General features: G+C 62.6%; 15 protein-coding genes. 9 read left to right on the forward strand and 6 right to left on the reverse strand.

Translation table 11 applies throughout. The features are described from left to right. Window positions 1-70 precede the first annotated feature (70 nt). Window positions 71-514, forward strand: a complete 444-nt coding sequence (locus tag UCMB321_RS06160) for a type II 3-dehydroquinate dehydratase (RefSeq protein ID WP_040064670.1) — start codon at window positions 71-73, stop codon at window positions 512-514. A gap of 12 nt (window positions 515-526) precedes the next feature. On the opposite strand, the gene UCMB321_RS06165 is transcribed toward UCMB321_RS06160, so the two are convergent. The 6 genes from UCMB321_RS06165 to UCMB321_RS06190 all read right to left on the reverse strand — a co-directional run bounded on the left by UCMB321_RS06165 (window position 527) and on the right by UCMB321_RS06190 (window position 5,017). Then, window positions 527-1,417 carry a pseudouridine synthase gene (locus UCMB321_RS06165; protein ID WP_040064671.1) on the reverse strand — a complete coding sequence of 297 codons (891 nt, stop codon included), beginning with the start codon at window positions 1,415-1,417 and terminating at the stop codon, window positions 527-529. Between the two features lie 62 nt (window positions 1,418-1,479). Next, window positions 1,480-1,812 carry a hypothetical protein gene (locus UCMB321_RS06170; protein WP_040064672.1) on the reverse strand — a complete coding sequence of 111 codons (333 nt, stop codon included), beginning with the start codon at window positions 1,810-1,812 and terminating at the stop codon, window positions 1,480-1,482. Window positions 1,813-1,962: 150 nt separating this feature from the next. Continuing rightward, entirely contained in the window at window positions 1,963-2,163 is a 201-nt protein-coding gene (locus tag UCMB321_RS06175; RefSeq protein ID WP_040064674.1) for a hypothetical protein, read from the reverse strand. Between the two features lie 164 nt (window positions 2,164-2,327). Further along, window positions 2,328-2,567, reverse strand: coding sequence for a glutaredoxin family protein (locus tag UCMB321_RS06180; protein ID WP_040064675.1), 240 nt, complete (start codon window positions 2,565-2,567; stop codon window positions 2,328-2,330). 74 nt (window positions 2,568-2,641) lie between these two features. Next, window positions 2,642-3,736, reverse strand: coding sequence for an acyltransferase family protein (locus tag UCMB321_RS06185; protein ID WP_040064676.1), 1,095 nt, complete (start codon window positions 3,734-3,736; stop codon window positions 2,642-2,644). Between the two features lie 72 nt (window positions 3,737-3,808). Further along, window positions 3,809-5,017: an ammonium transporter gene (locus UCMB321_RS06190; RefSeq protein ID WP_040064677.1), complete on the reverse strand. Its 1,209-nt coding sequence runs from the start codon at window positions 5,015-5,017 to the stop codon at window positions 3,809-3,811. Window positions 5,018-5,362: 345 nt separating this feature from the next. On the opposite strand from UCMB321_RS06190, the gene UCMB321_RS06195 reads away from it, so the two are divergent. The 8 genes from UCMB321_RS06195 (at window position 5,363) to UCMB321_RS06230 (ending at window position 14,367) form a co-directional block, all read left to right on the forward strand. Then, on the forward strand, window positions 5,363-5,677 hold the full coding sequence (locus UCMB321_RS06195) for an ElaB/YgaM/YqjD family protein (protein ID WP_040064680.1): 315 nt from the start codon (window positions 5,363-5,365) through the stop codon (window positions 5,675-5,677). 1 nt (window position 5,678) lies between these two features. After that, window positions 5,679-6,056, forward strand: coding sequence for a phage holin family protein (locus tag UCMB321_RS06200; RefSeq protein WP_040064682.1), 378 nt, complete (start codon window positions 5,679-5,681; stop codon window positions 6,054-6,056). Beyond that, on the forward strand, window positions 6,053-6,394 hold the full coding sequence (locus UCMB321_RS06205; RefSeq protein WP_040064683.1) for a hypothetical protein: 342 nt from the start codon (window positions 6,053-6,055) through the stop codon (window positions 6,392-6,394). The genes UCMB321_RS06200 and UCMB321_RS06205 overlap by 4 nt, the downstream gene beginning before the upstream one ends. A gap of 113 nt (window positions 6,395-6,507) precedes the next feature. Beyond that, the gene (locus UCMB321_RS06210; RefSeq protein WP_040064684.1) at window positions 6,508-7,671 is read left to right on the forward strand and encodes an EAL domain-containing protein; all 1,164 of its coding nucleotides are present in this window, start codon (window positions 6,508-6,510) and stop codon (window positions 7,669-7,671) included. An 81-nt stretch (window positions 7,672-7,752) separates the two neighbouring features. After that, the gene (locus UCMB321_RS06215; RefSeq protein ID WP_040064686.1) at window positions 7,753-9,084 is read left to right on the forward strand and encodes a deoxyguanosinetriphosphate triphosphohydrolase; all 1,332 of its coding nucleotides are present in this window, start codon (window positions 7,753-7,755) and stop codon (window positions 9,082-9,084) included. Window positions 9,085-9,324: 240 nt separating this feature from the next. Beyond that, the gene (locus UCMB321_RS06220) at window positions 9,325-9,777 is read left to right on the forward strand and encodes a response regulator (protein ID WP_084614816.1); all 453 of its coding nucleotides are present in this window, start codon (window positions 9,325-9,327) and stop codon (window positions 9,775-9,777) included. A 304-nt stretch (window positions 9,778-10,081) separates the two neighbouring features. After that, window positions 10,082-10,711 (forward strand): response regulator transcription factor, encoded by a 630-nt coding sequence (locus UCMB321_RS06225; RefSeq protein ID WP_040064687.1) that lies wholly within the window; start codon window positions 10,082-10,084, stop codon window positions 10,709-10,711. Between the two features lie 8 nt (window positions 10,712-10,719). Continuing rightward, a complete protein-coding gene (locus tag UCMB321_RS06230; RefSeq protein ID WP_052451085.1) occupies window positions 10,720-14,367 on the forward strand; it encodes a transporter substrate-binding domain-containing protein in 3,648 nt (1,215 codons plus the stop codon). Window positions 14,368-14,420: the final 53 nt, after the last annotated feature.

Here is a 14,420-nt window from a genome sequence, read left to right on the forward strand (position 1 = left end):
TAACGCCCGGCGACGGCCTATTCTATGAAAATCCCTCACCCGGGCTCATTCCCCTTCCGGGAGCTGAACCATGAAAGTCCTCATGCTGCACGGCATCAATCACGATCTGTTCGGTAAGTGCGAACCGATCCGTCATGCCGGCATCACCCTGGAACAGATCGACGACCGCCTGCGGGCGCTGGCCAGGGAGCTTGACGTGGACCTCACCAGTTTCCAGACCAACAACGAAGGGGCGATGTGCATACGCATCGAGCAAGGTGCCCGCGAACAGGTGGACGCGGTGCTGATCAATGCCGGCGCCTGGACCCACAGCAGCTACGACATTCGCGACGCCCTGGCCCACCTGTCGGTACCGGTGATCGAGTTGCACATGGCCAATATCCATCGCAACGAACCCTTGCACCAGCCTTCGGTACTGTCCGAAGTGGCCCGCGGGCAGATCTGCGGTTTTGGCCTCGACAGCTACCTGCTGGGCCTGCGGGCGGCGGTGAATGCGGCACAGGACTGCCGTTGACGGCAGTGGGCGTCACCAATGCAGGACGATCTCACTCTCGAACCGGCGCTCCCGGCCATCGACCGGATCGATGAAACGCAAGCCCTGGGCCAGCAGCTTGAGCGGGTTGGCGTAGTCGTCCTCGGCATCCTTGAGCACCTGTGGATAAAACGGGTCATTGCAGATCCCCGCCCCCAGGGCCGCCATATGTACCCGTAGTTGATGCTTCTTGCCCGTGACCGGATACAGCCCATAGCGCCACAGCTCACCCTTTTTTTCCGCCACCTCGACCGCGGTTTCGGTATTGCTGGTACCGGCCCCTTCGCGCATCCGGAAAAACGGTTCGCCTTCCACCAGCCGGCTTTTATGGACCAGGGGGAACGACAGGTCCGGCAAGGCCCGGGCAATCGCCTCGTAGCGTTTTTCAATCTGTCTGGTAGGAAACAGCGCCTGATAGGCCGCGCGACTCCCGGGATTGGCCGAGAACAACACCAGGCCCGCCGTGTGCCGATCGATCCGGTGCAACGGCACCAGGTGCGGGTTGTCCAGGCGGCGGATCAGGCGTCGCAACAAGGTCTGCTCGACATACTCACCGGCCGGCGTCACCGGCAGGAAATGCGGCTTGTCCGCCACCACCAGATGCTCATCGGCGTAGAGAATCGTCTCGCTGACCGGAATCGGCGTCTCGTTGGGCACCTCGCGAAAATAGTGGATGCGCAGGCCCTCGCGATAAGGCAACTGCACATTGATCGCCGCGCCCGCTGCGTCCAGCACCCGACCGCGGGCAATGCGGTCGAGCCATTGCTCACGGCTGATCGCCTTGAAGTGTTCGCACAGGCAGTCCAGCACCGTGGTCCACGAACCGGGTGGCAGGTACAAGGTGCTGGCCTGGTGCTCGGCAGCATTGAAGGGCAAGGCGGACATGACAGGACTCGAACGGTTGGGCAAGCCTGCATTATCCAGCAAGCTCCCAACAGAACCTAGTCTCAACCCGAGGCGATCTTGCTGCCCAGCCGAACGGCGCCCGCCGCCTCGGTGTAGTCCTTCAGCCAGCGCAACACATCCACCGCCTCCCAACGCCCCGGGTCATAGAGTGCGTACAACAACCCCTGGTAGCCCACCACGTCCAGTTGCCGGTGATAGCCCGCGCGCTGGAACAGGGCTTCGATTTCAGCGAAACAGGTATTGAAGTGCAACTTGTTGAACGGCGTCTTGCCTTCCGTGACCAACCCGTCCAGGCGCAACTCCAGGACCGCCTCACGCACCACATCAGCGGACATGCGGTTCACGCTGGATTTCAATTGTTCGACATTGAGCATGCTTTAACCCTCTTTATCTCTCTGGATTCCGTTCCCGGGTGCGCACGCCAGGGTGGGCATCCTGTCCCAACACCGGAACGAAAACTGTATGAACATACAGTAACTGATTTTCTGATGACCCGCCAACCGATTGCCGCCCGCCGGCAGCCCTCAGGATTCCCTGGGATGGACCTTCCCATAGACGTTGCCGCCGATGAACGAGCCCACCGTGCCGAGGATCACCATGGCGTAGGTCCCACCATCGATCTTTCCATACCAGGTCAACGTCGCGGTGCTTACGCCAACCACCACGGTGGCCAGAAACTTGCGACCGCCCAGTTGGTTGACCAGCAGAATCGACCTCCCTTTCATTTCATTTCCTCCCTTGCAGCACCGGAACGTGCTGCGTCAAACGTCATGCAGCGACGTAAGCACAGTCGTTTTTCAAGCGCAACCGCGGGTAATTTGATGAAACAGAAGGGCTCGGCAAGCGGGCAATGGGTCAACCGATCCGCTGCCGACGCGCAGGAAGAGGTTCAGCTCAGAAAGGCCACGACCTGCTCGACGTCGAACGGCCAGCCCAGTTCGGCCCCCGTGTCCACGCGGCGCAGGACCGGGATACGCAAGCCATAGGCTTCGAACAAGGCTTCGTCGTCGGCAATGTCCACCAGTTCCAGCATCAGGCCGTATTCGACGACCAACGGCATCAGCTGCGCCTCGGCAAGTTCGCAGAGATGGCAACCCAAGGTGCCGAACAACTGGCATTCAGAAGGCATGGGACAAGGTCCGGGACAAGAGAGACCTGTATTTTAGGCCGGGGTCGAGCAACCGTCGAGCCAGGGACGCCCGCTCAGACCGCATCGTAGTGCTTGCCCGACGCCGCCGGCCGGAATCTGCGCTGGCCATAGCGGCTCGCCCGGTCCAGCACCGGCTTCTCGAAAAAGCTGTAGCCGACCCAGCCGTAGCACCACACCGCAATCATCATCAGGACCAGGAACAGCAGATTGTCCTCAAGATGGGTCGGCCAGTTGCCAATGATCTGCCAGGCGCGCCCCACCACCCCGAGTACCAGCAGGTGCGAAAGATAGATGGTGTAGGACATGTCACCGGTGAACACCAGAAACCGTGGGCAATGGATCAACTGACGCCGCTCCAGCAATGCCAGGGACAAGGTCAGGGCAGCGAACACCAGCCCCACCAGGACCATCCTCGGCAAGCCCTCGGTCGAGAACAGCTCATAGTGCCCGATCAAGGCGAAACCCGGCCCGAGCGCCATGACCAGAACCAGCCAGAGCACGGCGTCCGGCACCTTCGCGCTGTGACGGGAATAGAACAACAGGGCCGCCGCGCTGCCGACGATGAACTCCAGCCCATAGGGGTGCAGCACGATCTTGAGGGCCGAGGAATAGTCGCGCCAGGAGTCCAGCAGGTTGAACCCCAGCAGCACCATCGCCCAGGCCAGCAGCAGCAACGGCAGGCCGCGCTCGCGAAACCCCAGCAGGAGGGTGAAGACCAGGTAGAACCACAGCTCGAACACCAGCGACCAGGCCACCATCACCAGCAGTACCCGGTCATTGGGCAGCAACAGGAACGACAGCCACAGGTTGGAGCCGCCATGGGAACTGTTGACCAGCATCGGCTGGACCAGATAGATCGCCAGGGTGATAAAGAAGTACAGCCAGTAGTTGGGGTAGATCCGCGAGAGCCGGTTGAACAGGAAACGCTGGGCCTGGACCCGGTCCTGGAAGCGGCCGCGGGTGACGATCACCATGACGAAGCCGCTGATGACGAAAAACAGGTCCACGCCCAACTGGAAAAAGTCCACCCACCCTGGCAGCAACGTATCGCCGCCGGAGTACTTGTGCTCGACCGCCGCCATGTGGAACAGCACCACGCCCAGCACTGCCATGCCTCTCAACCCTTGCAGTGAATACAGACGTTCCATAGACCTCTCCGTTCGAGGGGGACCTGGCCGCATGTCCCCAGGCAGGGGTCGAGCATAACGAACCGGGGCGGATTAGTCCTGGCTCACCGCGCCGATCTTGTGAATCGACAGGTCGGCGCCATGGTACTCCTCTTCCGGGCTCAGCCGCAGGCCATGCAGCGCCTTGATCACACCGTACACCGCGAAGCCGCCGACCAGGGCCACCACCACCCCCAGCGCGGTGCCGAGCAACTGGCTGACCAGACTGACACCGCCCAGGCCGCCCAACGCCTGCTGGCCGAAGATCCCGCAGGCAATCCCGCCCCAGACCCCACACAGGCCGTGCAACGGCCAGACACCCAGCACATCGTCGATCTTCCATTGGCTCTGGGTCGCGATAAAGCACCAGACGAACAGGCCGCCCGCCACCGCGCCGGTCACCAGCGCACCCACCGGGTGCATCAGGTCGGAACCGGCACAGACCGCCACCAGACCGGCCAGGGGACCGTTGTGCAGGAAGCCCGGGTCATTGCGCCCGATGATCAGCGCCGCCACGGTGCCGCCGACCATTGCCATCAGCGAGTTGACCGCCACCAGCCCGCTCACCCCCTGCAGGGTCTGCGCGCTCATGACGTTGAAACCGAACCAGCCGACGATCAGGATCCACGACCCCAGGGCCAGGAAGGGAATGCTCGACGGCGCGAACGCCACCAACCGCCCCTCGCGATAGCGACCCTGGCGCGGCCCCAGCAACAGCACCGCCGCCAGCGCCAGCCAGCCGCCCATGGCGTGCACCACCACGGAGCCGGCGAAATCATGGAAGCCGGCGCCAAAGCGCGCCAGCAGCCACGCCTGCAGGCCAAAATTGCCGTTCCAGACCAGGCCTTCGAAAAACGGATAGACGAAGGCCACGATCAACGCGGTGGCGCACAACTGCGGGGCAAAACGCGCCCGCTCGGCAATCCCGCCGGAAATGATCGCCGGAATCGCCGCCGCGAACGTCAGCAGGAAGAAGAACTTCACCAGGCCATAACCGTGGTCGCCACTGATTTGCGCCGCCGGCTGCAAGAAGCTGACGCCGTAGGAAATCCAGTAGCCTATGAAGAAATAGGCCAGGGTCGAGATCGCGAAGTCGCTGAGGATTTTCGACAAGGCGTTGACCTGGTTCTTTTGCCGAACGGTCCCAACCTCAAGAAAGGCGAAACCGGCGTGCATGGCCAGAACCATGACCGCGCCGATCAGAATGAACAGGGTGTTGGAACCATGGACCAGAGTGTCCACAGCGCTTTGCAAGTTTTCCATGGAGACGGCAGACCTGAAGTCAGGGAAAAGCACCAAAGCAGTTCGCTCGCCGCGCATTTCGCACCAGATTGGCGCCACCCAAAACCGATGGCGAACCGGTTTGGCGCAGGGCGAAAAACGAAGCGTGAGCCATCCTTGGGTTTTTTCCGCGTTTTTTGATTATTTAAGGTATGGTTTTCGCAGGCCAAGGCTCCAGGGCGCCCAAATACAGCGCACGTGCCCGGCGCAACGCACCAGCACAAAGCAAAAGCTGTACCAGACAATCGCGGTGAACCTTCACTCAAGGTCCGCACTCGAAACCTGTACAGGCTTTTCACGGATGGCTTTTCACGGAGAAACAACCCCATGACCCGCAAAACGGCACAGACGACTCAAGAAATCCTGATGGCGGATTTTCAAACCCTGGTCAATGACACGGAGCGCCTGCTGGCGCACACCTCCAGCCTGGCTGGCGAGCAGGCCGACGAGTTGCGCGAGCAGATTCGCGAAAGCCTGCTCAAGGCCCGCGAGACCCTGCAACTGACCGAAGCCTCCCTGCGCGATCGCGGCCAGGCGGCGGTCGAGGCGACCGAAGCCTACGTCCAGGCCAAGCCCTGGCAGTCCATCGGGATTGCCGCCGGTATCGGCTTTATCGTCGGCCTGCTGGCGACGCGGCGCTGATATGGCGGGTGATGAATCGACCGCCAGCGGCTCCTCGACACGCCGCCTGGGCGCGGCCTTCCTCGGTCTGTTGCACAGTCATGTCGAATTGTTCGGCATCGAACTCCAGGAGCAGAAAGCCCGGACCGTCAGCCTGTTGCTGTGCGCCGGACTGACCCTGGTATTCGCCCTGTTGCTGATGGTGGGACTGTCGGCGCTGGTGCTGATCCTGCTCTGGGACAGTTGGCGCCTGGCCGGCATCATCGGCCTGTGCGTCTTCTACTGCCTGGCCGCGCTGTTCTGCGCCCTGCGTCTGAAAGCGCTGGTCGCCGATGAGTCGTCGCCCTTCCAGGCCACCCTTGAAGAGTTGGCCAACGACCGCGAGCGACTGCTGCCATGAGCCTGCCCGACCTGACCCACGTCCATTCACGCCGGGATATGCGCAAGGCACTGATCCGCCTGCGCATGGAACTGCATCGCCAGGAAATCCGCCATGAGTCCCGGGACCTGCTGCAGCCCTTGCAGCATATGCGTGGCCTGGGCCGGAACTGGCAGGCCAACCTCGGCCTCAAGCACGCGCCGTTGTGGGGAATCGGTATCGTCGCGCTGCTGGGGTTCCTCGGCGCCAAGGGGGCCAAGGGTGGCGGCGTGGAGCGCCTGTCACGCTGGGTCCGCCTGGGTGCCGGCCTGTTGCCGCTGATTCGGCTGGCATTGCGCGCAACCTCCCCCAAAGAGTGATGGCGGCGAAGCTGGCTGCATTCTTGCAGTAGCCAGCGGATCGAGTGCGAGCCTTCGGGCTCGCGCTCCGTCGGCCCTGCCCGCCGCAACCAGACCCAGTCCAAGGAGGCTCCGTGATCGACGGGCAACCGCTCGCCTGTTTTCAGCCGTTCATCGATACCGCCACCGGCCGTATCGCCGGCGTCGAGGCCCTCGGCCGACTGCGCCAGGCCAACGGCCAACTGACCTCCGTGGGACCCTTGTTCGCCGATCCGCGCAGCCCTTCGGCCGCGCTGCGACGCCTGGACCGGCAGATCCGCGACAACGCCCTGAGCCGGCTGCACGAAGCGCCCCGGGACTGGTTCCTGAGCCTGAACATGTCGCCACGCTGGATCAGCCGCCTGAGCAACGGCCAGGCCCTGCCCAGCCTCAAGCAATTGGCGCAGTACGATGTCGATCCACGGCGCATCGTCTTCGAAATCACCGAACTGGGGGGCGACAGCCTGCGCCTGGCCGAAGTGGTCAGCCGCTATCGTGCCGCCGGCGCGCGCATCGCCATCGACGATTTCGGTGCCGGTTATTCACAACTCGATCGGGTGCTGGCCTTGCAGCCGGACATCCTCAAGCTCGACATGCGCCTGTTCCAGGCCGCGGCCCGTGGCGGCCCCAGCAGCGAAGTGGTCAAGGCCCTGGCGCAAATGGCGGAAAAGACCGGCTGCTGGATCATCGCCGAAGGCGTGGAAACCGAGGCCGAGCTGAATTTCGCCCTGGAATGCGGCTCGCGCTACGTCCAGGGCTATCTGTTCGCCAAGGCGGAGCTTGAGTTCTTCGCCACCGATGCCTTTGTCGCCCGCTTCGCCGAACTCAGGGAGCGCTATGTGCGGCAGAAGCTGGCCGAACGCGCCCGCCTGATGACCCTGCGCCAGCAACTGGTCGGTCTCATGGCCACGCTGCAGGGCTGGGCCCAGGCCCAGGCGCCGCTCAGCCAGTTGCCCCGGCCCGACAGCTACCCCTGGTTGCTGCGCTTCTACCAATGCGATCGCCACGGCACCCAACTGACCCCCAACCTGGAATGGCGCAACCAGGCCTGGCAGGCCGACAACAGCTACCTGGGCCACAACTGGTCCTGGCGGCCCTACTTCTATCAGCTGCTGGCCGAAGGCTGGGACGAACGGCGGCTGATCCTGTCCAGCACCTATCGCGACGCCACCAGCAACCAGTATTGCCTGACCGCCGGGCAATTCTTCGACAACGGCCAGCGGCTGTTGCTGATCGACATCGATGCCGCCGGCTTATAATGTTTGCTTGCATGGTTTTGCTTGCAGGCAGGCGTACTAAACGGGAAGCTGGGGCATCAGTCACCAACGGAGAGCCCCGCCTTGGATTGGCACACCCTGCTTACCCGCGAACGCCTCGGGAAATCGCTGCACAGCCCTGAAGAACTGGGCCGCAGCCCCTTCCACAAAGACCATGACCGCATCATCTTCTCCGGTGCCTTCCGCCGCCTGGGACGCAAGACCCAGGTGCACCCGGTGACCAGTAACGACCATATCCATACGCGCCTGACCCACTCGCTGGAAGTCAGTTGCGTCGGACGCTCCCTGGGCATGCGCGTCGGTGAAACCCTGCGCGACGCCCTGCCGGACTGGTGCGAGCCCAGCGACCTGGGCATGGTGGTGCAATCGGCGTGTCTGGCCCACGACATCGGCAACCCGCCGTTCGGCCACTCCGGCGAGGACGCCATTCGCCACTGGTTCCATCAGGCGGCCGGACGCGGCTGGCTGGACGCCATGAGCACGGCCGAGGCCAACGACTTCCTCAACTTCGAAGGCAATGCCCAGGGCTTCCGGGTGCTGACCCAGCTGGAGTATCACCAGTTCGAAGGCGGTACCCGCCTGACCTACGCCACCCTCGGCACCTACCTCAAGTACCCGTGGACCGCGCGGCACGCCGATTCGCTGGGTTACAAGAAGCACAAGTTCGGTTGCTACCAGAGCGAGTTGCCGATCCTCGAGCAGATCGCCCACAAGCTCGGTCTGCCGCAGCTGGAGGAGCAACGCTGGGCACGCCACCCGCTGGTCTACCTGATGGAGGCCGCCGACGATATCTGCTACGCCCTGATCGACCTGGAAGACGGCCTGGAAATGGGGCTGCTCGACTATGCCGAGGTCGAATCCCTGCTGCTGGGCCTGGTGGGCGACGACCTGCCGGAAACCTACCGGCAACTCGGGCCGCAGGATTCGCGCAGGCGCAAGCTGGCGATCCTGCGCGGCAAGGCCATCGAACACCTGACCAACGCCGCGGCCAGGGCCTTCGTCGAGCAACAGGACGCGCTGCTGGCCGGGACCCTGCCGGGGGACCTGGTCGAACACATGCATGGTCCGGCCAAACGCTGCGTCCTCAATGCCAAGGACATCGCCCGCAAGAAGATCTTCCAGGACAAGCGCAAGACGCTCCATGAGATCGGTGCCTACACCACCCTGGAAATCCTCTTGAACGCCTTCTGTGGCGCCGCCCTGGAACAACACGGCGGACGTACGCCATCGTTCAAGCATCGGCGCATCCTCGACTTGCTGGGCAACAACGCCCCACGGCCCGAGTGGCCACTGCACACTTCGTTCCTGCGGGTGATCGATTTCATCGCGGGGATGACGGACAGCTACGCCAGTGAAATGGCCCGGGAAATGACCGGTCGTTCCAGTCCGGTGTAAGCCCATGGCGCCCGCCTTTGATCAAGGCGGGCCGCTTGGCGCGACAACGCCTACACAGGCGAGAGAATCCACTGATTGATCGTGGCTCCGGCCCACTGAAATAATTGCTGTCCTCTTATGTCTGCCGCCCACACTCAAGCTGACCTGCCATTCAACAAGCGCCCGATTCCAGGCATATTTTCCTACACAGCGCCTACCTATGTAGCCTTTCCCGAGTCGACAGGTCGCCCGGAAAACACCATGCCCAAACACAACTTACGCGTGTTGCTGGTAGAGGATCATCCCTTTCAACTGGCCGCCACACAGAGCCTGCTCAACAGCTATGGCTTCCACGCCCTGACACCGACGCTCACGGCCCGGGAAGCCTTGAACGCGCTGGATTCGGCACACACGCCGTTCGACCTGATGCTGTGCGACCAGTGCCTGCCGGACGTGCTGGGGCTGGACCTGATCGAAACCGCCTGCCGTAGCGGCATGATCAAGCAAGCGATCCTGCTCAGCAGTCTCAGCAGCGAAGAACTCGCTGTCCTCAGCGCGCTTGCGCTGGAGCGGCGCCTGCCGTTGCTCGGCTGCCTGAGCAAACCGCTGAACGGCGACGCCCTGGAGGCCGCACTGGGCCTGGACAACGATGCCCATGGGACAGCCGCTCCTCCCGAACGGTCCGACCTGCCTCGCCCCACCGCGTCTTCGTGACGCCCACTCGCCAGCCCCCGGGTTTCTACCCCGGGGGCGGATCACTGCAAAAGCACGCCGACCTATAAGTAGGATATTTCCCAAAGAACCCTAAGACCTTACAAAGAACTCATCTTTCCGTATAACCATTTAACTCAAGACTTAAATAGTTCTTCTCTTTCAAACTTGTATCAATCGTAAGTCAAAACCCTATTTAGAGTAGGAATATTCCTATACTACCTCTGTAGGGCCCTCCCTTCATGCGCCTGCTTGTCCAACTGAGCTAAGGTTCGCGCTTTCCAAGCAGCTCGTATGGGACTTTATTATGAACTCGGTTTTTATCGTCGACGACCACCCCGTTGTCCGCCTGGCCATCAGGATATTGTTGGAACAGGAGGATTGTTATGAAATAGTCGGGGAAACCGATAACGGTGTCGACGCGATGCAAATGGTCCGCGAGTGCATGCCGGACCTGGTGATCCTGGATATCAGCATCCCCAAACTGGACGGCCTGGAGGTCCTGGCCCGCTTCAATGCCATGAACTCGCCACTCAAGACCCTGGTGCTGACCGCCCAGACGCCCAACCTGTTCGCGATGCGCTGCATGCAATCCGGCGCCTCGGGTTATGTCTGCAAGGCCGAAGACTTGAGCGAACTCCTGAGCGCGATCAAGGCGGTGTTGTCCGGCTACAATTACTTCCCGAGCCAGGCGCTGATCGGTGCGCGAAAAGAGGGGCCGGAAAACCCGGAGATCGAATTATTCAAACTCGTGAACGACCGGGAACTGATGGTCCTGCAACTGTTCGCCCAGGGACGGACCAACAAGGAAATTGCCAAGGGCATGTTTCTCAGCAACAAGACTGTCAGCACCTACAAGAAGAGACTCATGCAAAAACTCAAGGCCAAATCCCTGGTAGAGCTTATCGAGATGGCCAAACGCAACGCGGTAGTGTGAGAAAACCAATGCCCATGCGCATAAAGGACTATCTGATGGTGATCACAGGCTTGTGCCTGTGCCTGTCAGCGCTTGCAGATACCCAAGGTGTCACCCACTTCTCGTTACTCAGCCGCTCAAGCGCCAGCCACATGGAGGTCGCGCTGGACAAGGATCAGCGGCGCTGGATCCAGGACAGGCGTGAACTGGTGCTCGGCACCTCCGTCCCGGACTACCCGCCCTTCGACATGACCGTCAGCGGGCGTGACTACGAAGGCATCACCGCCGACTACGCCGGCATTCTGGGCAGGGCCCTGGGCCTGTCCATCAAGGTCCAGAGCTTTGCCACCCGGGAAGCCGCCATCAGCGCCCTCGAACAAGGCCGGATCGACCTGCTCGGCAGCGCCAACGGCTTCGAGGCCGTCAACAAGAACATCGCGCTCTCGACCCCCTATGCCATCGACCAGCCGGTGCTGGTCACCCGTGAAGACGAGACCCGCACCCTCAGCGATGGCCTGGCCGGGATGCGCCTGAGCATGGTCTACCACTACCTGCCGCTGGACGAGATCAAGGCGCTGTATCCCAATGCCACGCTGCAGTTCTACCCCTCCTACCTGAACGCGCTCAACGCCGTGGCCTTCGACCAGGCCGACGTGTTCCTGGGGGACACCATCTCGACCCACTACCTGATCAACAAGGGCTATTTGCGCAATGTGAAAATGGCCAATTTCGGCAAGCACGAGGCCTACGGTTTCAGTTTTGCCGTACGCGGTGACAATGCCGCCCTGCTCGGCGCCGTCAACGCGACCCTCAAGGCGATCCCCACCAGCGAACGCGAGAGCATCGCCCACCGCTGGAGCGCCGGCAGCGACATCCTGCTGACCGACCACAAGCTGCAACTGACGGCGCGCGAAGAGCGCTGGCTCAAGGAGCACCCGGTGGTTCGCGTGGTGGTCAACGAAGCCCTGGCGCCGATCACGTTCTTCGACGCCGACAACACCTTCCGTGGCGTCACCGCCGACCTGCTGGAACTGATCCGCCTGCGCACCGGCCTGCGTTTCGAAATACAACGCTCGCGCAGCCTGGAAGACATGATCAATCGGGTGAACAACAACCAGGCCGACATCATTGCCGCCGTCAGCCCGACCAATGAACGCGAGAACGTCCTGCATTTCAGCCGGCCCTACATGGAAAACTCGTTCGTGCTGCTGACCGCCAAGGGTCGTGACAGCGCCAGCAACCTGGAGCAGATGCAAGGCCGGCGCCTGGCCGTTATCCGCGGCAACCCGCTGCTCGACTACCTGCGCAACGACTTCCCGCAGATCAAGCTGATCGAAACCGACGACAGCCTCAAGGCGGTCGAATTGCTCGCCCAGGGCCAGGCAGACGGCGCGGTGAGTTCACTGGTGATCGCCAACTACCTGATCGCCTCGCAGACCTTCGACGACAAGCTGCAGATCAGCGCGACCATCGGCACCCAGCAGGCCATTTTCGCCCTGGCCACCGCCCGTGGCGCCACGGAACTGAGCTCGATTCTCGACAAGGCGCTGCTGAGCATCGCCCCGGACGAACTGGGCATCATCAACAGCCGCTGGCGCGGCTACTCACCGGCCTCCGACAGCTATTGGCGCAACTACCATCGGCTGATCCTGCAGATCGTCATCGGGGCCGGTGCGCTGCTGCTGCTCTCCCTGGGCTGGAACGCCTACATGCGCCGGCAGATCCGGCAACGCCAACTGGCCGAACGGGCCCTGAGCGACCAGTTCGAATTCATGCGCGCGCTGGTCAACGGCACGCCGCACCCGATCTATGTGCGTGATCGCGAAGGCCGCTTGCAGACCTGCAACGACAGCTACCTGCAGGCCTTCTCGAGCAAACTGGAGGATGTGATCGGCAAGCGGGTCACGGACGCCTACCAGGGCAATGCCTTCGAAGCCCGGGAATACCAGGCCGACTACCAGCGGGTGATGGACGAAGGCACCGCGCAGATCTGCGACCGCACGCTGCATATCGGCGACCGGAGATTGACCCTCTATCACTGGATCCTGCCCTACCGCAACTCGCTGGGCGAGGTGCAAGGCATCATCGGCGGTTGGATCGACATCAGCGACCGCCGCGAACTGTTCGAAGAACTGCGCGCGGCCAAGGATCAGGCCGACAGCGCCAACCGCGCCAAGAGCACGTTCCTGGCGACCATGAGCCACGAGATCCGCACCCCCATGAACGCGGTGATCGGCATGCTCGAGCTGACCCTCAAGCGGGCGGACCAGGGCCATCTGGATCGCCCTGCGATCGAAGTCGCCTACAACTCGGCCAAGGACCTGCTGGAACTGATCGGCGACATCCTCGATATCGCCCGCATCGAGTCGGGACGCCTGAGCCTGTCCCCCGAGCGGGTCAACCTGAGCGAGCTGGTGGAGTCGGTGGTCAGGGTCTTCGATGGCCTGGCGCGCCAGAAGCAGCTGGACCTGGTGGTCCAGCTGCCCGAACGGCACAGCATCGGCGACATCCTGATCGATCCCTTGCGCTTCAAGCAGATCCTTTCCAACCTGATCAGCAACGCCATCAAGTTCACCGAGCAGGGCCAGGTCACGATCGGGCTGCTCATGCAGCCCACCGGTGTCGCGCAACGGACGAACATGACCCTGACCGTCCAGGATACCGGCATCGGCATCACCCCCGCCGACCAGGCCCGGCTCTTCGAACCCTTCGTGCAAGCCGACAACTCGGGACACCTGGCCCGCAGCGGGGCCGGCCTGGGCCTGGTGATCTGCCGCAGCCTGTGCGAAATGATGGGCGGCACCCTGAGCCTCTCCAGCCAGCCCGGCGAAGGTACCCGCGTGGTGGTGACCCTGGAGCTGGACAGCCTCGAAGCCACGCAAGGCGTCGCCAGCCGCGATCCGGAGCTGGCCCTGCCGCTCCAGGCCCTGAATGTCCTGGTGGTGGACGACCATCCCGCCAACCGCTTGCTGATGTGCCAGCAGCTGGGATTTCTCGGCCACTCGTTCAGCACCGCGCAGAATGGCGCGATCGGATTGCAGACCTGGAAAGACGGGCATTTCGACCTGGTGATCGTCGACTGCAACATGCCGGTCCTGAACGGTTACGAGATGACCCGCCAGCTTCGCCAACATGAAGCCAGCCAGGGGCTCGCGCCCTGCGCAGTGTTCGGCTTCACCGCCAACGCCCAACCCGAGGAACGCACCCGCTGCAAGGAAGCCGGCATGGATGACTGCCTGTTCAAACCCATCAGCCTGACCACCCTCAACCAGAAGCTGGCCGACGTCACACCGCGCCCACGCCAGAGCGCCTTCAGCCTGGACGGCCTGAACGCCCTGACCGGGGGCGAACCGCTGCTGCTGCGCCGCCTGATCGACGAGCTGCTGAGCAGTTGCCAGTCCGACCGCGAGGAACTGCAAGTGCTGCCCATCAGCGGCGACCTGATTCCATTGATCGACATGGCCCACAAGATCAAGGGCGCGGCACGAATCGCCCAGGCCAACGACCTGGTGGAACACTGCGAAACCCTGGAACAGCAATGCCAGCAGGAAGCCCCGACAGCGAGGATCGAAGCCGCCCGGCAGGCCATTGTGCGCACGCTGCGCGAACTCGAAACGGCCCTGCGCGAACACACGGATCGGCCACTTGAAAAAATGCCCGGCCAGGACACCACCTGACAGCCGACATTGACTATCCTTGGGCGCTGAGCAGTGCACCCCATCACCCAGGG

The sequence above is a fragment of the Pseudomonas batumici genome, assembly GCF_000820515.1.
Taxonomy (GTDB): domain Bacteria; phylum Pseudomonadota; class Gammaproteobacteria; order Pseudomonadales; family Pseudomonadaceae; genus Aquipseudomonas; species Aquipseudomonas batumici.

Excerpts from the sequence above, each read along its gene's own strand:
- UCMB321_RS06160 (WP_040064670.1), top strand. The coding sequence starts at position 71 with ATGAAAGTCCTCATGCTGCACGGCATCAATCACGATCTGTTCGGTAAG.
- UCMB321_RS06165 (WP_040064671.1), bottom strand. The coding sequence starts at position 1,417 with ATGTCCGCCTTGCCCTTCAATGCTGCCGAGCACCAGGCCAGCACCTTG.
- UCMB321_RS06170 (WP_040064672.1), bottom strand. The coding sequence starts at position 1,812 with ATGCTCAATGTCGAACAATTGAAATCCAGCGTGAACCGCATGTCCGCT.
- UCMB321_RS06175 (WP_040064674.1), bottom strand. The coding sequence starts at position 2,163 with ATGAAAGGGAGGTCGATTCTGCTGGTCAACCAACTGGGCGGTCGCAAG.
- UCMB321_RS06180 (WP_040064675.1), bottom strand. The coding sequence starts at position 2,567 with ATGCCTTCTGAATGCCAGTTGTTCGGCACCTTGGGTTGCCATCTCTGC.
- UCMB321_RS06185 (WP_040064676.1), bottom strand. The coding sequence starts at position 3,736 with ATGGAACGTCTGTATTCACTGCAAGGGTTGAGAGGCATGGCAGTGCTG.
- UCMB321_RS06190 (WP_040064677.1), bottom strand. The coding sequence starts at position 5,017 with ATGGAAAACTTGCAAAGCGCTGTGGACACTCTGGTCCATGGTTCCAAC.
- UCMB321_RS06195 (WP_040064680.1), top strand. The coding sequence starts at position 5,363 with ATGACCCGCAAAACGGCACAGACGACTCAAGAAATCCTGATGGCGGAT.
- UCMB321_RS06200 (WP_040064682.1), top strand. The coding sequence starts at position 5,679 with ATGGCGGGTGATGAATCGACCGCCAGCGGCTCCTCGACACGCCGCCTG.
- UCMB321_RS06205 (WP_040064683.1), top strand. The coding sequence starts at position 6,053 with ATGAGCCTGCCCGACCTGACCCACGTCCATTCACGCCGGGATATGCGC.
- UCMB321_RS06220 (WP_084614816.1), top strand. The coding sequence starts at position 9,325 with ATGCCCAAACACAACTTACGCGTGTTGCTGGTAGAGGATCATCCCTTT.
- UCMB321_RS06225 (WP_040064687.1), top strand. The coding sequence starts at position 10,082 with ATGAACTCGGTTTTTATCGTCGACGACCACCCCGTTGTCCGCCTGGCC.
- UCMB321_RS06230 (WP_052451085.1), top strand. The coding sequence starts at position 10,720 with ATGCCCATGCGCATAAAGGACTATCTGATGGTGATCACAGGCTTGTGC.